General features: G+C 64.3%; 18 protein-coding genes. 12 read left to right on the top strand and 6 right to left on the bottom strand.

Annotation, left to right across the window (positions count from 1 at the left end; all coding sequences use genetic code 11):
• Positions 1–29 precede the first annotated feature (29 nt).
• The 8 genes from K1X41_RS14530 (at position 30) to K1X41_RS14495 (ending at position 9,308) form a co-directional block, all read left to right on the top strand.
• Positions 30–1,034 (top strand): phosphotransferase enzyme family protein, encoded by a 1,005-nt coding sequence (locus tag K1X41_RS14530; protein WP_220174946.1) that lies wholly within the window; start codon positions 30–32, stop codon positions 1,032–1,034.
• 53 nt (positions 1,035–1,087) lie between these two features.
• On the top strand, positions 1,088–2,356 hold the full coding sequence (locus tag K1X41_RS14525) for an aspartate aminotransferase family protein (RefSeq protein ID WP_220174945.1): 1,269 nt from the start codon (positions 1,088–1,090) through the stop codon (positions 2,354–2,356).
• 85 nt (positions 2,357–2,441) lie between these two features.
• Complete coding sequence (locus K1X41_RS14520; protein ID WP_220174944.1) at positions 2,442–3,404, top strand: AraC-like ligand-binding domain-containing protein; 963 nt, start codon at positions 2,442–2,444, stop codon at positions 3,402–3,404.
• 295 nt (positions 3,405–3,699) lie between these two features.
• On the top strand, positions 3,700–4,584 hold the full coding sequence (locus tag K1X41_RS14515; protein ID WP_258566575.1) for a molybdenum cofactor biosynthesis F family protein: 885 nt from the start codon (positions 3,700–3,702) through the stop codon (positions 4,582–4,584).
• Positions 4,585–4,665: 81 nt separating this feature from the next.
• Positions 4,666–5,850 (top strand): ABC transporter substrate-binding protein, encoded by a 1,185-nt coding sequence (locus tag K1X41_RS14510; protein ID WP_132202557.1) that lies wholly within the window; start codon positions 4,666–4,668, stop codon positions 5,848–5,850.
• Between the two features lie 131 nt (positions 5,851–5,981).
• Entirely contained in the window at positions 5,982–6,857 is an 876-nt protein-coding gene (locus K1X41_RS14505) for a branched-chain amino acid ABC transporter permease (protein WP_132202555.1), read from the top strand.
• Positions 6,844–8,616: a branched-chain amino acid ABC transporter ATP-binding protein/permease gene (locus K1X41_RS14500; protein WP_132202553.1), complete on the top strand. Its 1,773-nt coding sequence runs from the start codon at positions 6,844–6,846 to the stop codon at positions 8,614–8,616. The genes K1X41_RS14505 and K1X41_RS14500 overlap by 14 nt, the downstream gene beginning before the upstream one ends.
• Entirely contained in the window at positions 8,613–9,308 is a 696-nt protein-coding gene (locus K1X41_RS14495) for an ABC transporter ATP-binding protein (RefSeq protein WP_220174943.1), read from the top strand. Before K1X41_RS14500 ends, K1X41_RS14495 begins: the two co-directional genes overlap by 4 nt.
• Positions 9,309–9,490: 182 nt before the next feature.
• On the opposite strand, the gene K1X41_RS14490 is transcribed toward K1X41_RS14495, so the two are convergent.
• Complete coding sequence (locus tag K1X41_RS14490; protein ID WP_220174942.1) at positions 9,491–10,321, bottom strand: SDR family NAD(P)-dependent oxidoreductase; 831 nt, start codon at positions 10,319–10,321, stop codon at positions 9,491–9,493.
• A 219-nt stretch (positions 10,322–10,540) separates the two neighbouring features.
• Between K1X41_RS14490 and K1X41_RS14485 the strand changes: the two genes are divergently transcribed.
• The gene (locus K1X41_RS14485) at positions 10,541–12,187 is read left to right on the top strand and encodes an amidohydrolase (protein ID WP_220174941.1); all 1,647 of its coding nucleotides are present in this window, start codon (positions 10,541–10,543) and stop codon (positions 12,185–12,187) included.
• A gap of 5 nt (positions 12,188–12,192) precedes the next feature.
• The gene (locus K1X41_RS14480; protein ID WP_220174940.1) at positions 12,193–12,504 is read left to right on the top strand and encodes an EthD family reductase; all 312 of its coding nucleotides are present in this window, start codon (positions 12,193–12,195) and stop codon (positions 12,502–12,504) included.
• A 207-nt stretch (positions 12,505–12,711) separates the two neighbouring features.
• Here the strand turns inward: K1X41_RS14480 and K1X41_RS14475 are convergent, their stop codons facing one another.
• From K1X41_RS14475 to K1X41_RS14455, 5 genes are read right to left on the bottom strand one after another with little or no spacing between them, the layout of a single operon-like run.
• The gene (locus K1X41_RS14475; protein ID WP_220174939.1) at positions 12,712–15,027 is read right to left on the bottom strand and encodes an arylsulfatase; all 2,316 of its coding nucleotides are present in this window, start codon (positions 15,025–15,027) and stop codon (positions 12,712–12,714) included.
• Between the two features lies 1 nt (position 15,028).
• Positions 15,029–15,814, bottom strand: a complete 786-nt coding sequence (locus K1X41_RS14470) for an ABC transporter ATP-binding protein (RefSeq protein ID WP_132202541.1) — start codon at positions 15,812–15,814, stop codon at positions 15,029–15,031.
• Entirely contained in the window at positions 15,811–16,647 is an 837-nt protein-coding gene (locus K1X41_RS14465) for an ABC transporter permease (protein WP_220174938.1), read from the bottom strand. Before K1X41_RS14465 ends, K1X41_RS14470 begins: the two co-directional genes overlap by 4 nt.
• Positions 16,647–17,423 (bottom strand): ABC transporter permease, encoded by a 777-nt coding sequence (locus K1X41_RS14460; protein WP_220174937.1) that lies wholly within the window; start codon positions 17,421–17,423, stop codon positions 16,647–16,649. The genes K1X41_RS14465 and K1X41_RS14460 overlap by 1 nt, the downstream gene beginning before the upstream one ends.
• Before the next feature lie 5 nt (positions 17,424–17,428).
• The gene (locus tag K1X41_RS14455) at positions 17,429–18,442 is read right to left on the bottom strand and encodes an ABC transporter substrate-binding protein (RefSeq protein WP_133616985.1); all 1,014 of its coding nucleotides are present in this window, start codon (positions 18,440–18,442) and stop codon (positions 17,429–17,431) included.
• 201 nt (positions 18,443–18,643) lie between these two features.
• Here K1X41_RS14455 and K1X41_RS14450 point away from each other — a divergent pair, with 201 nt between their 5' ends.
• The gene (locus tag K1X41_RS14450) at positions 18,644–19,252 is read left to right on the top strand and encodes a TetR/AcrR family transcriptional regulator (RefSeq protein WP_132202533.1); all 609 of its coding nucleotides are present in this window, start codon (positions 18,644–18,646) and stop codon (positions 19,250–19,252) included.
• Between the two features lie 98 nt (positions 19,253–19,350).
• Positions 19,351–20,325, top strand: a complete 975-nt coding sequence (locus tag K1X41_RS14445) for a formylglycine-generating enzyme family protein (protein WP_463674518.1) — start codon at positions 19,351–19,353, stop codon at positions 20,323–20,325.
• Positions 20,326–20,329: the final 4 nt, after the last annotated feature.

Raw genomic sequence — 20,329 nt, 5'->3', positions numbered from 1 at the left:
TGGACGGCATGGACACATGAAAGGACCACATGAGCACCGATGATCTCGCTGCCGCGATCGAGCTCGCCCGAGAGGCGCTCCCCCAGTACGGCCTCCCGGCCCAGTCAGAACTCACACTGTTGAAACACCGCGAGAACGTCGTGTTTTCGCTCACAGACGCGAACACAGATTACGTGCTGCGCGTTCACCGACGCGGCTACCACAGCGACGCGGAGCTGGCGTGCGAACTCGAGTTCGTGCGGGCACTCCGCGGAGAGGGGGTCGCGGTCCCCCGCTTCATCCCCACACTTGACGGCCGCGGATTCTGCGTGGTCGGAGCTCACCTTCCGGGAGGAGCCCACCAGGTCGATCTCCAGCACAAGCTCGTCAACAGCGGTGATTTTGGCGATGAGCGCACGGCAGTCGCCGGCACCGCCGATCTCCCGTCAGCTGATTTCGCTCAGCTGGGCACGCTTGCTGCCGAAGTGCACACCGCGAGCGAGCGATCCGGGTACGCACTCGCTGTTCCGCGCGATGACTGGGATCTCGACGGGCTCGTCGGCCCCGCACCCGCCTGGGGCGATCCCCTCCGCCTGGCAGAGTTCAGTGATGCCGCGAAAAAAGACGTGACCGCCGCAATCGCCCAGATCCGAGAGACGCTCACAGCGTACGGTACTCCGGCTCATCGCTTCGGTCCGATCCACGCCGATCTCACACCAGAAAATGTGCTCCGCACTCCAGATGGACTCGTGCTCATCGACTTCGACGATTTCGCAACGGGGTGGCATCTGTTCGACCTCGCCACCGCGATCTTCTTCTTCACACCCCACCCTCGAGCGGCAGAGTACCGCGCAGCGCTATTTACCGGGTATGAGGCAGTCCGCCCGCTCGACGCCGCCGATCACGCCGCCTTCCCGGCGATCCTCCTGGCCCGCGGACTGACCTACCTCGGGTGGGCAGCAGATCGCCGGGGCGAGCCCACGGCAGACTGGCTCGCCGCAACCGTGCTCCCGCACGTCGTGCAGATGGCGCGCGAGCTCATCGCCACCTCGTGATCCGATCCCGCCCGCACGGCACTCACCGCACCTCTCAGCCTCAGGAGCTCCGCATGACCTCGAACGCCGCACTGATCGCACGTCGCAACCGCACGATCGGCCCATACTCGCCACTCTTCTACACCGAGCCGCTGCAGTTTGTCTCCGCCTCCGGCGTGTGGCTCACCGAAGCGTCTGGTTTGCGCTATCTCGATGGCTATAACAATGTGCCACACGTGGGCCACACCAACGAGCGGGTCGTGCGCGCGATGCATGAGCAGGCCGCCACGCTCAACATCCACACGCGCTACCTCAATGAGCGCATCGTGGACTACTCGGAGCAACTGCTCGCGACGTTCGCCCCGAAACTCGACCGAGTGCTCTACGGCAACTCCGGCTCAGAGGCCAACGAACTCGCGATCCGGATCGCGCGACAGCTGACCGGCGCCACAGGGATCATCGTGTCTGACTACAGCTACCACGGCACCACCATCACGCTGGCGCAACTCACCACGGGGTTGAAGACCCGCGAGCCGCTCGGGGCGCACGTGCGAACACTCCGAATCCCGGATCTCGACAGCGATCCGCGCCCCGAGTCCGAGGTGCTCGCCGCCACTCTCGCTGAGTTGGACGCCGCCATCGCTTCGCTGCAGGAAGCGGGCTTCGGGCTCTCTGCAAGCCTCTTCGACCCGCTGTTCTCGACGGAGGGCATGCCCCGCATCCCGTCCGGCCTGGTCGCAGGGATCGTGCAGCGCGTGCGGGCGGCGGGCGGTCTCGTGATCGCTGACGAAGTACAGAGCGGATTCGGCCGCACCGGCAGCCACATGTGGGGCCACGCTGCCACTGGGATGGATCCAGATCTGGTCACCCTCGGGAAACCCATGGGCAACGGTCACCCCATGTCCGCAGTGGTGACCAGCGAGGCCGTGCTCGATGAGTTCGGCTCCCACAACGAGTTCTTCAACACGTTTGCAGCCAACCCGGTGTCTGCGGCGGTCGGCGAGGCCGTGCTCCAGGAAATGGCGGCTGAGCAGCTGCAGGCGCGCGCAGCATCTCTCGGCGCTGCGGCACGGACGCGGTTGGAGGCGTGTGCAGCTCGATACGACTTCGTGCGTGCGGCGAAGGGCACGGGCATGTTCCTCGGCCTTGACTTCGCGGTTGACGGGGCGCCAGCTCCCGAGCTTGCCAAACAGGTCGTTGAAGCGATGAAGGCACGGCACGTGTTGATCTCGCGGATCGGGCGCAATGAGAGCGTCCTGAAGGTACGACCGCCGCTCGCCTTCGGCGCGGCCGAGCTCCCCCTGCTGCTCGATGCCCTCGACGACGCACTCTCGGAAATTTAGGGTGTATCCTCTCGGGAAGAGCGGCGCAGGGGCCCCATGTACTGCCAGCCCCGGCCGCAGGACTCAAGCAGTGAGGTGATGAGGCATGCGAATCGCTGAACCACAGCACCCGTCACGCCAGGGCAACCGCCCCGCGCAGGCCGACGGGCTCGCTGAGTTTCGAAGCCTGGTGAGTTCCTCGTTCGTGCCGCTCAAGATCACGACCGAGCGAGACGAACCATTCGTGGGTCGCACCGCCTCAGCGCACGCAGACGACGTCGTATTCACGGAGGTTGCCGCCCGCCCCCACCTCGTTGAGCGAACTCCAGAGAACATTGCGGACGGCGGCAGCGGATACTACAAGGTGAGCCTATTGCTCGCCGGGTCCAGCATCCTGGTGCAAGACGGGCGCGAGCTCGTGATGCGTGCAGGTGATCTCTCGGTGTACGACACGTCGCGCCCGTATTCGCTGCTCTTCGGCGAGGAATTCCGCAACCTCATCATGATGTTCCCAAAGGATCGGATTGATCTGCCAATCCCCTTCACCGAGCAACTCACCGCCGTCTCGCTCGGAAATGAGAACCGCGGCCTCGCACCGGTCGTCTCCGCGTTCCTGTCACAGTTCCCCGCTCAGCTTGCGCCACTCGATTCGCGGGTGCGTGCCAAGCTCGCGCACACGAGCCTCGACCTCATGGGCACGCTGTTCTCCAGCATCCTCGACGCCGATCCCGCGCAGCGCGATCCACACCAGGTGCTGCTGCAAAAGATCACCGCGTACATCGATCTCCATCTCGCCTCGGCGGAACTCTCACCCGGGTCAATCGCTGCGGCCCACTACATCTCAACGCGGCACTTGCACGCACTGTTCCGCCAGGCGGAGACGACGGTGTCGACGTGGATCCGTGAGCGACGCTTGGAGCGCTGCCGCACGGATTTGCTCGATCCCGTCCTCGCGGACCGCACCGTGTCCGCGATCGCGAGCCGATGGGGTTTCCCTGACGCCGCGCACTTTAGCCGGGTCTTCAAAGCGGCGTATGGGGCCTCGCCGAGCGAACTCCGCCTAGGCTAGCTCCGGTCGCTCCTCAGTTGACGTCTGCGTCACGCGCACGCAGAGTGGTTTCCGCTGCACCCGCGGTCTCGCGCGATCACCGGCGCCGTAATCCGCCGTGCCCGCAACCGTTCCGTGACACTCGTTGTCTTGCAGAGCACGGCCGTTGATTCTGGCGGCAAGCCCTGCGAAAACCCGCTGCGCTCAATCTGTACGCTGCGTACAGTTCTGATCAGGACGGGCACTGACGCCCGCAGATCTCTCAGCTGGAGTCACCCGTCCCTGCCATGCAGCGCGACACACAGGAGTGACACCCATGACGATGCCCAGCCCGGACACCACCGCAGCGGACCCAGCGAAGTGGCGCAGCTACGACGAGTTCGCCGCGGGGATCGACACGTTCCGCCTTCCTGATGTTTCGCTGGCTGGCGTGGAGCTCGCCCTGACACTCGACGACGGAACCGTCATCGCGCTGGCGTTCAGCGAGGAAACCGTGCGGTGGAGCGCCACTGCTGCGGCGAGCGCTCTCGGAAATGCCAGTGATGCCGGAAATGCCGGAGATGCCGGAGAAAGCAGCGCCTCTGACGCGATCTCCACTGACGGAGAGCTTGTTGACCCCTACGACGCGGTGCGGGTCCGCGAGGATGTCGTCTTCGTACACCTGCCACTCGAGTCGCGCGAGCGTGAAGCGCTCTCAATCGTTTACTCGGACACCACTCATCGCGCACTCGTCACTCGGTCCCTGATCGGCCCGGAGGGATCGGGTGCGGAGCCCCGCGTCGGCCAGCGGTTCTGGTCAGCCGTGACCGGCGCCGGATCTCCCACTGGCGAGGTTCCAGCTCCGTCACGCGATCTCATTGGCAAGCGCAATCTGTACCGCTACAGCCCGTTCCATCTCTACGAGCACGTCTACATGTCCAGTGAACGGTACGCCTGGCAGTGCGTGCAGGGGGTGCAGCGGGGGCACGGCGACACGGATCTTTCTACGGTCTGGAAGTTCGCTGATGGGCTCTACTTGTTTTGTTTCCGCGAATTCAGGATCGCCGTGGCCAGCGTTTGGCTCCACGATCTCGGCTACCAGCTGCGCACCACGGGCGCGTTCCTCGGGATTGCCGGCGACGGCGCCGCGGAGCACTCGCGTGCTGGCGGACACATCTACCCCATCGGATCCGTCGAGTACCCGGACGTCCAGCCCGTGTAGCCCGGTGCCGTCGGCACGCTCGCGGCGTGCACATTTCGTTTCATCTCATCCTGCTCTATTTCCCTTTCGAGAGGACCCCTCATGAACATTCGCTTTGCAAGCGCCGCGGCGTTGACCGCCGCGGCGGCACTCGTATTGTCCGGCTGCGCAGGCGGCACCGGTGATGGGGGCGAAGGCGCCCCCATCAAGCTCGGTTCGGTCAACACGATCAGTGGTCCAGCCACGTTCCCCGAAGCCTCGGAGGCCGCAGCCGCGGTGTTCGACAAGGTCAACGCTGATGGCGGCATCAACGGTCACAAGATTGAATACAAGGCCATGGATGACAAGGCCGATCCTGCAACCGCGACGGCCTCGGCGCGCGAGCTCATTGGCAGCGACGAGGTGGTCGGCCTCGTCGGAGGAGCCTCGCTCCTCGACTGCGAGATCAACGCGAAGTACTACGAGCAGGAAAACGTGCGCTCGATCCAGGGCATTGGTGTCGATCCGGGCTGTTTCAGCTCACCGAACATTGCACCGGCCAACATCGGCCCGTTCAACGACACCACACTCACGATGCTCTACGGTTCAGAGGAACTCGGACTCGAGAGCCTCTGCGTGTTCACGAGCGTGATCGGATCGACCGGCCCGGCGTACGCCGCTGCCGTAGACCGCTGGAGCGAAATTACCGGGAAGAAGCCGACGCTCATCGACGACACGGTGCCGTACGGCGGGGCGGACTACACGCCGTACATCGTGAAGGCCAAGGAGGCCGGCTGTGACGCAATCGTCAGCAACGCGGTCGAGCCGGATGCGATCGGCCAGATCAAGGCTGCGAATCAGCAGGGCTGGGACGACGTGTCATTCCTGTTCCTGACCTCGGTCTACAGCGAGAGCTTCGCTGCCGCCGTGGAGAACAGTGGTGCAGGCGTGTACGTGCCCGCCGAGTTCTTCCCGTTCACCGAGGATAACGACATCAACGCGGACTGGAAGGCGCTAATGGAGGAGAACGACATCACGCTCACCTCCTTCAGCCAGGGCGGCTACCTCGCAGCGACGTTCATGGTGGAAGCGCTCAAGAGCATTGAAGGTGACATCACTCGCGACAGTGTGAACCAGGCGCTCTCGGACATGAAGCCGATCGACAACGACATGATCGCGTACTCGTACCAGTTCGACAAGATCGCGGCTCAGGAATTCGAGCCGGGCGGTTGGCCCGTCGTGCTGAAATCCGGCACCAAGGCGTGGGAGAAAGCAGCCGACGACTGGCTGACCATCCCAGCGGCGTAAACCACGCGTCGCACCCGCCGCCACCGTGTGTCCCCGGTGGCGGCGGGTGCGACAGTTCCGTCACGTTTGCTTGACCAGAAGGACCCCATGCATACTCAACGCACCTCCCCAGCACACCGGGATACTCACTCGTGAACGGCGGCGCACTCCTGCAGGGCGCGCTCTCCGGACTCGCCGCCGGTGGTGTGTACGCCGTGTTCGCGGTGACCCTCACACTGATGTCGCGGCTTGTACGCGTCGTCAACTTCGCGCAGGCTGCCACCGGCATGTTCGCCGCATTCATCGCTGTCTGGTTTGCGAGCAAGCTCGGCATTCCCGTATGGCTCGCCACGGTCGCCGGTGTGATCGTCGGCGCACTCCTCAGCGCCGTGATCGGCTGGATCGCCGCCACGTGGCTGTCCGAAGCGGATCTATCGAAGCGTTCGGCCATGACCGTCGCCCCGTTCCTGCTCCTCATGTCACTGTCGTACATTCTGTTTGGCAACAAGCCCAAACCGTTCGAACCGATCCTGAACGGACCAGCATTCTCGATCGCCGGCGTCGTGGTGAGTTGGGTGACGGTCGTCACCGTCAGTCTCGCGATCATCGTCGCGGCGGGCGCAGCGCTCCTCCTCCGGAAGACGACCGTCGGCACGAAGCTTCGTGCCCTGTCAGATCGGCCGACGACGGCAGAACTGATCGGAATTGCGTCAAAGCCACTCTCCATCGGCGTGTGGGCGGTGACCGGCGCGATCGGCGCGATCACCGTGCTCATCATCGCGCCGACACAGTCGAATGACGCAGTGAGCCTCTCCATGCTCATCATTCCCGCAGCAGCGGCCGCTCTCCTCGGCGGTTTCAACCGACTCGACCTCGCGGTCGTCGGCGGTCTCCTACTCGGACTCATCAACGGTATCGTCGCGCAGATCAGCGAACTCACGCTGGTGCGCAACTTCATTCCGTTCCTGTTCATCGTTATCCTGCTGCTCTGGTCGCAGCGGAAGGAGGTGTGGGATGCTGCTCGCTAACCGTCGCGTGCGCACACTCGCGCCCATCGCCATCGCCGTGCTCGCCCTCGTACTGGGGTGGGCGCTCAGCGTCGGGCTCTCGGGGTACGTCGTGTACCTCGCCATCAGCATGGTCACTGCCAGTATTGCGGTGCTTGGGCTCGGGGTGGTCACCGGCTCCGCAGGCATCATCGCGCTCTGCCAGCTCACCTTCGGGGCTATCGGCGCGTGGGTCGTCGCCTGGCTCAACGTCCAGGAGGCTCCAGGCGGATTCATCGTGTGGCTGATTGCTGGCGGCCTCGTCGCAGGACTCGCGGGGATTCTGATCGGCTTGCCAGCGCTGCGCTTGCGCGGCGTGAACCTCGCGGTCGTCACCCTCGGCTTTGCTGCGGCATTCGACGTCATGCTTGTGCAGACGCAGTTCCCTGGCCAAACCGACGGCGTCTCAGTGGAGAGGCCGGCGCTCTTCTCAAGCGATCGTGAGTACTTCTTCTTCTGCGCGATCGTGCTCGTCGTCTGCGCGCTTGGGGTATTCCTGCTGCAGCGCAGCCGAATCGGCAGCAGCTGGAAAGCCGTCGCGTTCTCCGAGCGCGGCACGGCGGCTGTGGGCCAGAGCGTCCGCCTCGCGAAGCTCTCCGCATTCGCAGTGAGCGCGGCGCTCGGAGGTGTTTCCGGTGGACTGCTCGCAGGCCAGGTGGGAATCCCCTACGCCTCGAGCTTCACACCGATTCAGTCGCTCGCGCTCTACATCCTCGCGGTGATGAGCGGTGCGTACCTGATCGACATGGCAATCTTCGGCGGCATCCTCTGGGTGCTTGTCCCCGAGCTCCTCAAGCGCTGGGGAGTGCCGCAGGACTGGGGCTTCGTTGTCTTTGGTCTCCTGGGGATCCAGGCGCTCACGAGCGGCTCGAACCTCGGCGAGGCCATACGGGGTGCATTCCGCACCAGAGTGAAGCGACGGCAGGCTGCGATTGTTGCGGCCGCAGCCGCTGCGACCGAGGACGCCACCACGACCGCGCTTGACGCGTTCGCAGTGCCTGAGGCGGCGCTCCCCGTGCCGGCAGATGCTGGACCCGTGCTTGAGGTTCGTGGGCTCGGCGTCGAGTTCGGCGCGCTCAAAGCGCTCAGCGAGGTGTCCCTCGCGGTGCAACCGCGCACGATCATGGGGCTCATCGGCCCGAACGGTGCTGGCAAATCAACGTTTGTCGACGCGGTGAGCGGGTTCCTCCCACAGCACACGGGTACCGTGCTGCTCGACGGCGAGGACATCACCCAGCTGGTCCCCGCCGCACGCGCCAGGCGGGGGCTGCGACGCACGTTCCAGCAGGATCGCGTTCCGCCGCAGCTGACCGTCGAGGCGTATGTGCGCTTCGTTGCGCGGCGCAGGCTCGACCACGATGAGCTCGCGGAGGCGCTCGCGTTCCTCGGCTGCCCCCCTCCGGAGGAACACCTCTCGAACGTAGATGTTGGCACGCGCCGCCTGATTGAAGTGGCTGCTGCCGTGCTCTCAGGACCGAAGGTGCTCATCCTGGATGAGCCCGCGGCCGGGCTCTCACACGAGGAGCACCTGCAGTTCGGGCAGCGCCTCACGCGGATCCCATCGCGCTTCGACACGGCGATCGTGATCATTGAGCACGACCTAGATCTGGTGCGCACCGTGTGCACTGAGATCACCGTGCTCGACTTTGGCCGCGTGCTCGCACAGGGGCAGCAGCGGGAAGTGCTCGAAAACCCCGCCGTCATCGCGGCGTACATGGGAGATGCGGAGTTGGGATCATGAGCGAATTGCAGCTCGCGGGAGTCACCGTCAGTCGCGGCGCTGGGCCGGTCATTTCCGATGTGAGCCTCACCATCCGAGCGGGTCAGATCCTCGCGCTCGTCGGTCCGAACGGGGCAGGCAAGACGAGCCTCCTCGAGTCTGTCTCCGGCGTGATCACGCATTCTGCCGGGGAGATCACCGTCGATACCGAGTCGATCGGCAAGCGCACTCGCGTGCAGCGGTCGCGGCTCGGCATTTCCCACATCGAGCAGGGGCGCGCGATCTTCCCGTCGCTCACTGTGCGAGAGAACATCATGCTGACTGCAAAGTCCGAGGGAACGATGCGTGAAGTCCTTGCGTCATTCCCCGAGCTCGAAAAACGAATCGACGCACAGGCGGTGTTGCTCTCCGGCGGTGAGCAGCAGATGGTGGTACTCGCGCGAGCGTTCGCTTCGAAGCCGCGGTTCCTGCTCATCGATGAGATGTCGCTCGGACTCGCGCCCGTGGTATTCATGCGTCTGTTGCCCATCATCCAGGGCATCGCAGCGTCAGGGGTCGGAGTGCTGCTCGTGGAGCAGTTCACCAACCTCGCGCTCGGTATCGCTGACGAGGCGATGGTGGTCGCGAGCGGCCGCGTCAGCCACAGTCAGGGCCCTGCCGCGGCGCTCGCAGAGGATCCGGAACTGCTGCGCACCGCCTATCTCGGGAGCTAGCCCCGGGAGCAACTCGAGTTCGCGAAGGAAATCCGAGTTCGTGCAGGAAGGAATCCTTGATTTCTTCCTGCACGAACTCGGATTTCCTGTTTGAGCGCGACGGCCCGGCGCGGCGGAGGCACGGCGGAGGCCCCGCGCGGCAGGAGCCCCGACTCAGGGCACCGTCGAGAACTCCATGCGCACTACATGCCTGCGTGCTCGAACGCGAGCGTGGGCAGATCCACAATGTGTGCCCCGCCGTCGGCCACGAGCACGGCGCCCGTCATGTACGACGACTCACTCGATCCGAGGAACCGCACGATCGACGCGATCTCTGACGGCTCGGCAGCCCGACCGAGCGGCACATCACGCGTCACGGCGGCGTAGCCTGCGTCCCGATCCACAATGTGTGGCGCGTGCTCAGCAAACTCGTCCATCTCCTGATCCGCCATCGGGGTGCGCACCCACCCGGGACACACTGCATTCACCCGCACACCACGGCGACTGTAATCGCGCGCGAGGCTGCGAGTCAGCCCGATCAGCGCGTGCTTCCCAACGGTGTAGCCCGCGACCGACGGGCCAGCAAACAGCCCTGCGAGCGAGGACACCACGACGATCTGGCTCCCGCCGTCAGCTGCGGCCCCGGTCAGCAGGGCCGGCAGAGCTTCGCGCGCCAGAACAAAAGCTGTCGAGAGGTTCGCGGTGATCGCCGCGGTCCAGTCAGCATCGCTTGTTTCCCCGACCGCTGCGAAGCCGTGACCGCCGGCGTTGAGCACAAGCACATCGATCCGGCCGAACTTCGCCACGATCTCGGCAACGGCCGCGGCAGCAGATGCACCGTCAGCCGCGTCGGCGACCACAGCGGTGGCACCCGTGCGCGCAGCTACTTCCGCGAGCGGCTCGGCACGTCGCCCCACCACGACCACGGTATTGCCCTCTGCCGCATACCGCTCGGCGATCGCGGCACCGATCCCGGTGCCACCTCCGGTAATGACGACGACTCGCCCCTGAACTGCGCTGTCCTGAGTATTCATGCTGTGGTGTCCCTTCGCAAACAACGAATGCCCGCACGCCATCGCCTCGGGTTCTGGCCCATCTTGCCCGGAAATCTGAGGCGATGAGAGGATCCCTCCCCCACAGTCAATATCGCAGCACGCATGGTCAACGAGCGTCGACACTCGCTTGGGATACTGAGTGTGGCGTGCTCCGGATCAGGATTCCGCGGCACCCCCAATAGTTGAACGGAGTCACCGATGACCCATCCCGCACCCGATCTCATCCTCACTGGCGGCCAGATCTACACCGTCGATCCGGATCAGCCCCACGCTGAGGCATTTGCCGTTGCAGGCGGCCGAATCGTCGCGATCGGCTCGGCAGCAGAGGTTGCCGCACTCGCCTCACCGGCCACGGAGATCCGCGAACTCGACGGCGCATTCGTGATGCCCGGCCTCGTCGACGTACACAACCACCATGCGGTCGCCGGACAAGAGGAACTGTTCGAGCTGCGCGTGCCGCTCGGCGCACACCTCGAGGGCATTGTCTCTGCGGTGCGCGCGCACGCCGCCGCGCTCCCCGACGATGCATGGATCGTTGGCGGACCGTGGGCCAGCGACCGGCTCGGCGAGATCAACACGGCAGCCGCGCTCGCACAGCTTGATGAGGCGGCAGGCGGTCGTCCAGTGATGCTCTCAGATGATTCACACCACAACCGCTGGGTGAACACTCGCGCCATGGAGATCGCGGGGGTGACCCCTGGACAGGATGGAGTGGTGCTCGACGCTGAGGGCCGCGCCACCGGTGTGCTGCTCGAGGCAGCCGGGATCCCCGTGGCGCAGGCGCAGCGCGAAGTTGGTGGCCTCAGCCCGGAACAGGATCGCGCGGCATCGAGGCACGGGGTGTCAATTCTGAGCTCCTTCGGCGTCACCGCGTTCCAGGATGCCGGGGTTTCGACACCGACGCTGGAAGCACTGCGCGCGCTCGACAGCGCTGGCGAACTCGACGCCTGGGTCGTGACATCGATGCTGGTCAACGATGAAATCTTCGGGAACACCGTGATCGGCAACGACCTGGTGTTTGACGGCGAACGCTTCCGCACGGAGCACCACCGTCCCGACTTCGTGAAGATCTTCCTGGACGGGGTGCCGCCGACCCGCACCGGCGCATTCATTGAACCCTACTTGCCCGATGACGTGCACGGCGATCACTTCCACGGCAGCACATTGCTCGATCCGGCTGAGCTCACCGACTGGCTGCGTCGCGTCGCTGACAAGGGGCTCTCGGCCAAGATTCACTGCACCGGTGACGCCTCGGTGCACGCCGTGCTGAACGCCGTGGAGACGATCCGTAGTGAGGGCTATACAGACACTCGGTACCAGGTTGCCCATGGCCAGTTCGTGCACCCCGACGACGTGCCGCGCTTCGGTGCGCTGGGCGTGGCCGCAGACATCTCACCGTTTATCTGGGTGCCAGGCCCGATCGTCGAGGCCATCCGCGAAGTACTTCCGCGCGAGCGAGCCGATCAGATGCAACCCAACCGCTCGCTCCTCGACGCGGGCGCGGTGGTTGCTGGCGGATCCGACTGGCCCGTGTCGCCATCACCGAATGCGTGGGAAGGCATCCACGGGCTCGTCACTCGCGCAGATCCAAGCGGAAGCTACCCGGGAACGCTGTGGCCAGAGCAGGCGATCTCGCTCGCAGAAGCAATCGCGGCGTTCACGATCGGAGGCGCCGAAGCAATGGGACTCGCTGCCGAGACAGGATCGCTCACCGTCGGAAAATCGGCTGACTTTGTGCTTCTCAGCCGGGATCCGTTCGCATATCCGGAGACCGAGCTCGTCGAGACCACCGTCACTGAGACCTGGTTTGCTGGCCGCCGCGTCTATACGGCAGAGACGGAGTAGCCGGCATGCACACTCTTCTGGTCCTGTATCCAGAGCCGACGGACCGTGCAGCATTTGCCGCGTACTACGAACAGACCCACCTGCCCCTGTGCGCGAAGCTGCCGGGTGTGCAGGAGATGAGCTACGCCCTGGGGATCGCAGAGCCAGGCGCAGGCCCCTACTACGGCTGCTTTCGAGCGACGTTCGCAAACGCGGCCGCGCTAGACGCAGCGATGTCGTCACCGGAGGGACGGGCCGTCGAGTCCGATGTTCCGAACTACGCCACCGGCGGAGCCACAGTGCTGAGCTTCCCGACCACCGAGCTATCACTGGGGTAACACGGTCGCGCACCACCTGGATGCTCCGCGCAGCTCAGCGTTCAGCGGCGCATCCGCTTGAGCTCGCCGCGTCCCCGTGGCGCGTGGCCGCAACCACAGCGATCGCTGTCGACTGAGTCGTGGCGCTCGGCTCTCGCTGAGTGAGGATCACCGGGTCGCCAGAGGCTTCCGCTCGAACCGCAGACTCTTCCAGCGGACCGGCACCGCTCAGTCCGCGAGAGCAGCGACCGTCTCCGTGATCTCACGCAGCACGACAGGATCGTGTGGTGATCGCGCTCCGGGCACGTACCGCACTCGCTCAATCGTTCCGCCCGTGAAACGATACGAACGGTGCTGTGCATGGAGGTCCCAGTCCACGGGCCCGCCGTAGTCGTACCCCACACTGATCCCGGTAAAGGGAGCCATTCCCAGGAGCATCGGCACCTCGGGGAGCTCCGCGAGCACGGCGTCTCCCGAGGAGAGCACGACTCGCCACCGCATCCCGTCGATTTCAGTGAAACGCAATTCACACTGATGATGTCCGTGCGTGAGCGCGATGCCGCGTACACGATGCATGTCTCCGTACGCGTTGTAAGAGAGCAGCGGCGCTCCAGCATCAATCGCGAGCAGGTATCCGCCGCCCTGGTCCCCGTGGGCAACAACGACTCCGGCGGTTGTCTGAGTCAGGACCACATCGATCTCGATAGAGAATGAGCGCAATACCGTGAGCTGCGCGGCTCGAAACCGCTCGAGCGGAGGGCGAAATGGTGGCAGTGTCACGGGGGCACCAAGTACCCGCTCGGATTCTGGGCGCGTCTTGTGCAGCGTGCCATCGTCGTCAATCGGGAACACGGTGTTGAGCCAGGCCTCGGCCACCCAGCGTCCAGCGAGTCGGGCCACCAGCTCCGGGTTCGCTGCGGCCAGGTCCTGAGTTTCCGTTGGATCATTGGTGAGGTCGTACAGTTCCCAGTTGCCACCGGCTGCCCCGGTGGCCGGTGTCGGCGGAACTGGCGAGAGCGCCTTCCATCCTCTGTCGAGCATGGATCGCCGACCCATACACTCGAAGTGCTGCGCTGCGCGGCCTGGCGCGTGCCGGTCGCGCAGCAGCGCGCCAACGCTTCGCCCATCCACTTCCTGAGCAGCCCGCCCGGCGCGCTCGGCAAGCGGGCTTACTCCCGCAAGGTCAAGCAGGGTCGGCGCGAGATCGGAGACATACACGAACTGGTCTCGCAGACCCGGCACGCCCCCCGGAGCCGCTGGCCACGACACTATCAAGGGCGCGTGGACTCCACCCTCGTAGGTGGTGGATTTGAAGGAGCGGAACGGAGTATTCGAGACACGTGCCCAGCCCGTCGGGTACTGGCTGAACAACCGCGGGCCCCCTATCTCCGCCGGATCGCGCGGCACGTCGCGCACCCAATCGTCTGGGAGCGCTGCCGAGATGCCGAATTGTGCGAAGTAGCTTCTCGTGCCATTCTGCCCACCCTCAGCTGAGCCACCATTGTCGCTCGCGAGCACGATGATCGTGTTGTCAAGCTCTCCGAGCTGATCGAGCCGCGCCACGAGCCGGCCGACGCTCTCGTCAATTTCAGTAACGGCGGCCGCGTAGACCTCCATGTGGTTGGCGAACAGTGCCCGCTCTGCCGCGCTGAGCGTGTCCCAAGCTGGAATCAGGTTCCCATCAGAGATCGAATCGTCAGGCAATCGAGCATGCTCCGGCACGATGCCCAGTTCGCGCTGCCGAGCGAACCTCGCCTCGCGCAGCGCATTCCACCCGGCCTCGTATCGTCCACGGTGCGTGGCGATATCGGCAGGCTTTGCCTGAATCGGGCCGTGCACAGAAGTGTGGGCGTAGTAGAGAAAGAACGGCGTATCGGTGTCATTTACCCGCAACTCGTCAATCATCATGAGCGCTTCTTCCGTGAGCTCATCAGTCAGAAAGTAGCCGTTTGGAAATTCAGGGATGTGGACCACCGAGTTATCCCGCACCAGCCGGTGCGGGTGGTGCAGCGAGGTGAAGCCATCCATGCTCCCGAAGTAGTGGTCGAAGCCACGCTGGAGCGGCCAGGACGAGCGATCCGCCGCGTCGTGCAGTCGTGATTCGACCGTGAGATGCCACTTCCCCACCATGAACGTGGCATAGCCGCCCGCTCGCAGTGACTCTGCCAGCGTCGGTGCATCCTCAGGGAGTTCACACGCGAACCCCGGGTAGCCAGGGTCAGTGTGCGCCACGAAGCCAAATCCTGCGCGGTGCGGGTTGAGCCCCGTCATGAGTGCGGCGCGCGCGGGCGAGCACATCGGTGCCGTGCGATAGTTCGTGAACACCCAGCCGCCACCTGCAAGGTCGTCGATGTGGGGCGTGGGTATCTCACTCCCAAACGGGCCGAGATCGCTGAATCCCAGGTCGTCAACGAGCATCACAATGACATTCGGGGCGCCCGCACGGGCCCGCGTCTGCGATCGCCACGCTGGCGTCGACGTCGAGGCGAACTCGGTGGGTATCCCGGCGAAGCGTTCATATCCGCGGCGCGGCAGTTCGGCCATGCTAGCCAGCCTTCCGGATCAATTCGAAAATGGTGGTGCGCAGTTCGGCAAACTCTGGTCGCGCCCTCGTCGTGAGTTGGTCGCGGGCGCCGCCAAAATTCACGTCGATGATCTCAGTCACGCGCGCAGGACGCTCCCCCAGCACCACGACTCGATCAGAGAGATACACGGCCTCGTCGATATCGTGTGTGACAATCACGATCGTCATCCCGAACTGCGCGCGCACTCGCAGGCACAGGTCTTCGAGCTCGAATCTGGTCTGCGCATCGACCGAGGCGAACGGCTCATCCATCACGAGCACCTCGGGACGGTAGGCAATCGCGCGCGCGATCGCAACGCGTTGTTGCATGCCGCCGGAGAGCTGCCACGGATATTTCGTCTCTGCCCCGATCAGGCCCACGGCGACGAGCGCGGACGATATGCGCTCTTCCCGTTCTGCGGCAGGGAGATGGAGGTGTTTGAGCGGCAATCGTACGTTTTTTTCGACGGTGAGCCATGGCATCAGGGAGCGCGTGTATTCCTGAAACACGAGTGCCATCTCTTCCGGTGGCCCGTCAATCGCCTTCCCATCGATACTGGCGATTCCGGAGGTCGTGCTTTGTAAACCGGTGAGACATTTCAGCAGTGTCGTCTTGCCTATCCCGGATGGACCAACGATGCAGACAATCTCGCCAGCGGCGACGTCAAAGGTGAGATCAGCGATTACCGGCACAGCGCCACGCTTGGTGTTGTAGGTTTTCGCGAGGCCCGCGACGCGGAGTCGCGGTGCAGTTTCGTGATCAATCATGAGCGTTTCTCCTGTTGTTGTGAAGCGATGTACCAGCGCAGCACCCGGCGCCGGAACAGCACGAACATCGCGGTAGCGGCGTATCCGAGCACCCCGAGGGTCAGGATTCCCGCCCACATATCCGCAATGGCAAAGGACTGCTGCGCCAGCAGTGTTGCCGCGCCGAGGCCCGTCGAGGATCCGAGCATCTCGCTCGCGATCATCACCACGAAAGCGGTCATCAGGCTGACCTGCATGCCTGAAAGGATCCGAGGACTCGCCGCAGGGAGAGTCACCGAGAACAGACGATCGATTGGACCGAATCGGTAGACCCTGCTGACCATTTCGAGCGTCGGTTCCGCCCCTTTGATGCCGTCTATTGTGGATATCAGCACCGGAAACAGCGCAGCGAGTGTGATCGACAGGATTCTTGTCTCGTTTCCGAATCCGATCAGCGACACGAAAATCGGCACGAGTGCAACCGGAGGAATCGCTCGAAAGAAGTGCAGGGTGGGCCCGACGAACCACGCGAGTGGTTGGATCAATCCGAGGGCCGCCCCCAGGAGCACTCCGAGCACGCTCGCCAACGCGAACGACAGCGCGAGATTGCCGAGTGAGGATGTGACGTCAGTCCAGAACGCGGGCACTTGAGCAAGCTCAATCAGCCTGGTGAGGATCGTCTGCAACGGCGGGAAGAAGGTGTTCGTGGAATTCGCAGAGGTGACCCACCACACCACCAGGAGGAGAATCGGCACGAGAACCTCGGCTGCGATCAGGGTCGATCCAGGCACGCCACTGCGTCGCTGCCGTCGAGCGACGGAGGTCCGAGTGGGAATGGTCGAGGTGAGCGTCATTACACTGCCTCCGTACGGTACTGCGGATGCCAGTGCAGGAGGCGGCGCTCGCCCCACTGGCTCACGCCCTGGACTGCGAGTCCCAGGAGGCCGAGAAGCAGGACGTAGGCGAAGAGCTCATTCTGATTGCCCGAAATCTGCGCGAGCAGCAGACTCTGGCCGAGCCCAGGGCCTCCCCCGAGCAGGCCTGCCACAACGGCAACGATGAGCGCGGTGGGAGCGGCGACGCGGATCGCTGTCCCGATGTACGGCAGTGCGCTCGGGAGAACGATTCTGCCGAGGATCTCACAGCGGTTCATGCTGTACGAGCGACCCGTGTCGCGCGTCACCGGATCTGTATCGAACACCCCAGCTGATGTCTGCACCGCGATCGCAACGAAGCAGCCGAAGAAGACGAGGAAGACCCCCATTCCGGCCGTCGGACCGAGGACGAGCGCCACGATCGGGAGGATCACGATGGGCGGGATGGGCTTCAAGAACTCAAGCGGCACCCGAGTCGCGTGCAGCGCGAGCGGCGAGACCCCGATGCCAACACCGAGCAGAATGCCGGCAACGGCGGCGAGGAGGAGTCCGAGGAGCGCCATATAGAGGGTGTCCCCGGTTGCACGCCACATCTCCGGCTCAGAGCCAAGTCTGAACAGGGCACTGATCGACTCGATTGCGGTGGGAAGTGGTGACGCAGTGAGCGGGCCAACGGCAGCCCACTGCCAGAGGCCGAGGGCAGTGACTGCACCCAGCGAGCCGACGCCGATAGGCACAAGTGTGGTCCGAGACATCGGGATTACTCGCCCAAAATTACGCCGTCGAGGTCTACCGGCGTTTTCAGGAAGCCGAGCTCAACCATCTGAGTATTCGGGCGCCCCAGGTCCTCCGGCAGCACCTCTATGGGCCACACCGGGCGCTTCACTTCATCGATGGTGAGAGTCGACTTGGTGTAGTCCAAGCCCGCTTGGATCGCCTCATCCTCGTGCGCAGTCGCGTACTCGTTCGACTTCACGATGGCCCGCTGGAAGCCTGCGATCGCTTCGGGCTTTGCCGTGATCGTGGCCGTCCCTGCAGTCCAGAGCCCAGTCGCCCCGCTCTCGAAGAAGCCGATTGACGGTGCCGACAGCTGGGTAGCACCGATGTCAACCGCTTCCGCAGTAAAGGGACTCACGAGCCCCGCGGCGTCGACGGTGCCGTTCTTCAGCGCTGCAACGGCCGAAGTAAAGTCAAGCACCACCCAGTTCACCCCGGTTGCCGGATCGACTCCGGCTTTCTCGAGCTCACCGGCGATCACGACTTCGAGCTGCGCTTTCCGCGCGGGGATCGCGATGGTCTTTCCTGCGAGGTCGGCGACCTTTGTGACTCCGCTCCCAGCACTCGCAAAGAGACCAGTGTCGTCGAAGCTGGCAGGATCGCTGATTTCGGTCCCCGCGGGTGGGAACCCATCTGCCGCACCGATGACCTGGATCGGGACGCGCTGACTGAGCGCGTTGAGCAGCGGAATACTTGGCGAGTACGCGATGTCAACCTGCCCGCCCTGCACAGCAGCCAAGCCTGCAGGCGGATTCGCAACGATCGATGTGCTGATCTCAAGCCCCTCTTCCTCGAAGAAGCCCTGCTCGATCCCGGTGAGCAAGCTGCCGTCGGAGGTCAGGCCGATGGTGGCGACGTTGAGTGTGGTCAGCTCCCCCGTGGACGAGGGGCCCTGGTCAGGGCTGTCCGCGCTCGGTGCGGCAGAGCAGGCGGAGAGAGCGAGTGCGACCACCGGCATCACGGCCAATACGGCCAGTGTGCGACGGGCTTTCAACATGAACGACTCCTTCGTCGAGAGCGGCCACTATGGCCAGAAAGTAATCTTTAATCGCCGTTTGGTGATTAAAGATTACCTGGAGCGCTTCAGCTTTCGGTAACGGCGAGATAACGATTAATCACCGCTTGGTGACGAATAGAATGAGGTTCGCGACCACAGCCGCTCAGACCCCTAGGATCAAAGCCGTGGAAAGGAATGCAGATGCCTAAGATCGTGGATCACGACGAACGCCGCGCACACATTGTCGAAGCGGTCACCCAGATCATCATCCGCGATGGCTTCGACCGCGTGACGATGCGTGAAATCGCCGCGGAGGCCGGATATGCGCACGGTGCGATTGCACGCTATTTCCCGGACAAACAGGCGCTACTGACCGCAGCATTCCTCCAAGTCTTCAACAGCTCCCACGATCGCACGCTGCAGGAAATCGAAGGAGTGCGCGGCCTCGATGCACTGCGCCGCATGTCTCGCGTACTCCTGCCCTACAGCGATGTGGGCATCAACAAATCGCGCATCGTGCTCTCGTTTTGGGATCGCGCAGCTCAGGATCAGGGCCTCTGGGAAATCCACCACGAGAACATCATGCGTCGCCGGCAGTTCATCCGCCGGTTCCTTACTGAGGCGATGGAAGACGGTGAGCTCGCCGCCCACGTCAACATTGAAGTTGCTGTCGAGGAGGTCTCGGCTCGAAACGCTGGATGGCAAATGCTCGCAGTGCTGGTGCCAGAGGCAGCAACGAACGCAAAGCTCGACGCGAGTCTCGACGCGCTCATCCGGAGCTTTCGAGCCCCGATTCCGGAGTCACTGTGAGTCAGGATCGGCACGCACTCAACGCCGAAACTTCTCCGTGCTGCGCTCCAGCACGCACGGTGGCTCCGGGAGACGCCAACGAACCAACTCGACTCGAGCTGCACCGGGCGGGAACCTCAGCTGTGAGCGGGGCGACTCAGCACGCATTCACGACCACCGCACTCGGTCGCCACACGATGGAACAGTGCGCGATTCCCGCCGGGAGCTTCACGATGGGAGACGCGACGGGCGACGGGCTTGCAGCCGACGGTGAACTGCCAGTACACGAAGTGTCGCTCGACGCCTTCACCATCGACGCGACCCCTGTAACGGTGGCGCAGTTCGAGCGCTTCGTCACGGCAACAGGATTTGTGACCGATGCGGAGCGACTCGGAGTATCCGCAGTTTTCCACTTACTCGTCGACGCACCAACCGCGGACGTCACCGGGCCGATCCAGGGCACGCCATGGTGGATCGGCGTCCGGAGGGCCAGCTGGCGCGCGCCAGGTGGCATGGGACGGGGCACCGCGTCCGCCGGGAACGGCGATCACCCTGTGGTTCATGTCAGCTGGGACGACGCACAGGCCTACTGCGAATGGGCAGGCAGACGGCTGCCCACAGAGGCCGAGTGGGAGCGAGCTTCCCGTGGCGGGATCTCCGAGGCATGCTACCCGTGGGGCAACGAGCCGATCGATGGCAGCGATGGCGTGTGGCGCGCCAACGTGTGGCAAGGCAGCTTTCCAGCTCACAACACCGCGGGCGACGGGTGGCTCGGCACTGCGCCCGTGCGCAGCTACGCGCCAAATGGTTTCGGTCTCTGGCAGACTGTCGGCAACGTCTGGGAATGGTGCGCGGACGGATATGACGCCTGCGCCTACGAACAGCACGCGGCGCACAACCCCCGAGGCCCCGCGCTCACGCACGAGCGGGTACTCCGTGGCGGCAGCTATCTGTGCCATCCGTCGTACTGCAATCGATATCGCAATTCCGCCCGCTCCCGGAATTCCCGTGACTCGACGATGGGCAACGCTGGGTTCCGCACCGTGGCGCAACACGGGGACCAGAGCTTGAGCTCGCCGCACCTCACCGAATAGATTG

Source organism: Leucobacter luti (genome assembly GCF_019464495.1).
Taxonomy (GTDB): Bacteria; Actinomycetota; Actinomycetes; order Actinomycetales; family Microbacteriaceae; genus Leucobacter; species Leucobacter luti_A.
The sequence above is the reverse complement of the archived record's forward strand: the minus strand, read 5'-3'. Positions and strand labels throughout refer to the sequence as shown.

Bases quoted from the DNA above. Each gene is read 5' to 3' on its own strand.
- K1X41_RS14525 (WP_220174945.1), top strand. From the start codon at position 1,088: ATGACCTCGAACGCCGCACTGATCGCACGTCGCAACCGCACGATCGGC.
- K1X41_RS14470 (WP_132202541.1), bottom strand. From the start codon at position 15,814: ATGATTGATCACGAAACTGCACCGCGACTCCGCGTCGCGGGCCTCGCG.
- K1X41_RS14510 (WP_132202557.1), top strand. From the start codon at position 4,666: ATGAACATTCGCTTTGCAAGCGCCGCGGCGTTGACCGCCGCGGCGGCA.
- K1X41_RS14490 (WP_220174942.1), bottom strand. From the start codon at position 10,321: ATGAATACTCAGGACAGCGCAGTTCAGGGGCGAGTCGTCGTCATTACC.
- K1X41_RS14455 (WP_133616985.1), bottom strand. From the start codon at position 18,442: ATGTTGAAAGCCCGTCGCACACTGGCCGTATTGGCCGTGATGCCGGTG.
- K1X41_RS14480 (WP_220174940.1), top strand. From the start codon at position 12,193: ATGCACACTCTTCTGGTCCTGTATCCAGAGCCGACGGACCGTGCAGCA.
- K1X41_RS14485 (WP_220174941.1), top strand. From the start codon at position 10,541: ATGACCCATCCCGCACCCGATCTCATCCTCACTGGCGGCCAGATCTAC.
- K1X41_RS14465 (WP_220174938.1), bottom strand. From the start codon at position 16,647: ATGACGCTCACCTCGACCATTCCCACTCGGACCTCCGTCGCTCGACGG.
- K1X41_RS14475 (WP_220174939.1), bottom strand. From the start codon at position 15,027: ATGGCCGAACTGCCGCGCCGCGGATATGAACGCTTCGCCGGGATACCC.
- K1X41_RS14450 (WP_132202533.1), top strand. From the start codon at position 18,644: ATGCCTAAGATCGTGGATCACGACGAACGCCGCGCACACATTGTCGAA.
- K1X41_RS14460 (WP_220174937.1), bottom strand. From the start codon at position 17,423: ATGTCTCGGACCACACTTGTGCCTATCGGCGTCGGCTCGCTGGGTGCA.
- K1X41_RS14515 (WP_258566575.1), top strand. From the start codon at position 3,700: ATGACGATGCCCAGCCCGGACACCACCGCAGCGGACCCAGCGAAGTGG.
- K1X41_RS14500 (WP_132202553.1), top strand. From the start codon at position 6,844: ATGCTGCTCGCTAACCGTCGCGTGCGCACACTCGCGCCCATCGCCATC.
- K1X41_RS14530 (WP_220174946.1), top strand. From the start codon at position 30: ATGAGCACCGATGATCTCGCTGCCGCGATCGAGCTCGCCCGAGAGGCG.
- K1X41_RS14520 (WP_220174944.1), top strand. From the start codon at position 2,442: ATGCGAATCGCTGAACCACAGCACCCGTCACGCCAGGGCAACCGCCCC.
- K1X41_RS14495 (WP_220174943.1), top strand. From the start codon at position 8,613: ATGAGCGAATTGCAGCTCGCGGGAGTCACCGTCAGTCGCGGCGCTGGG.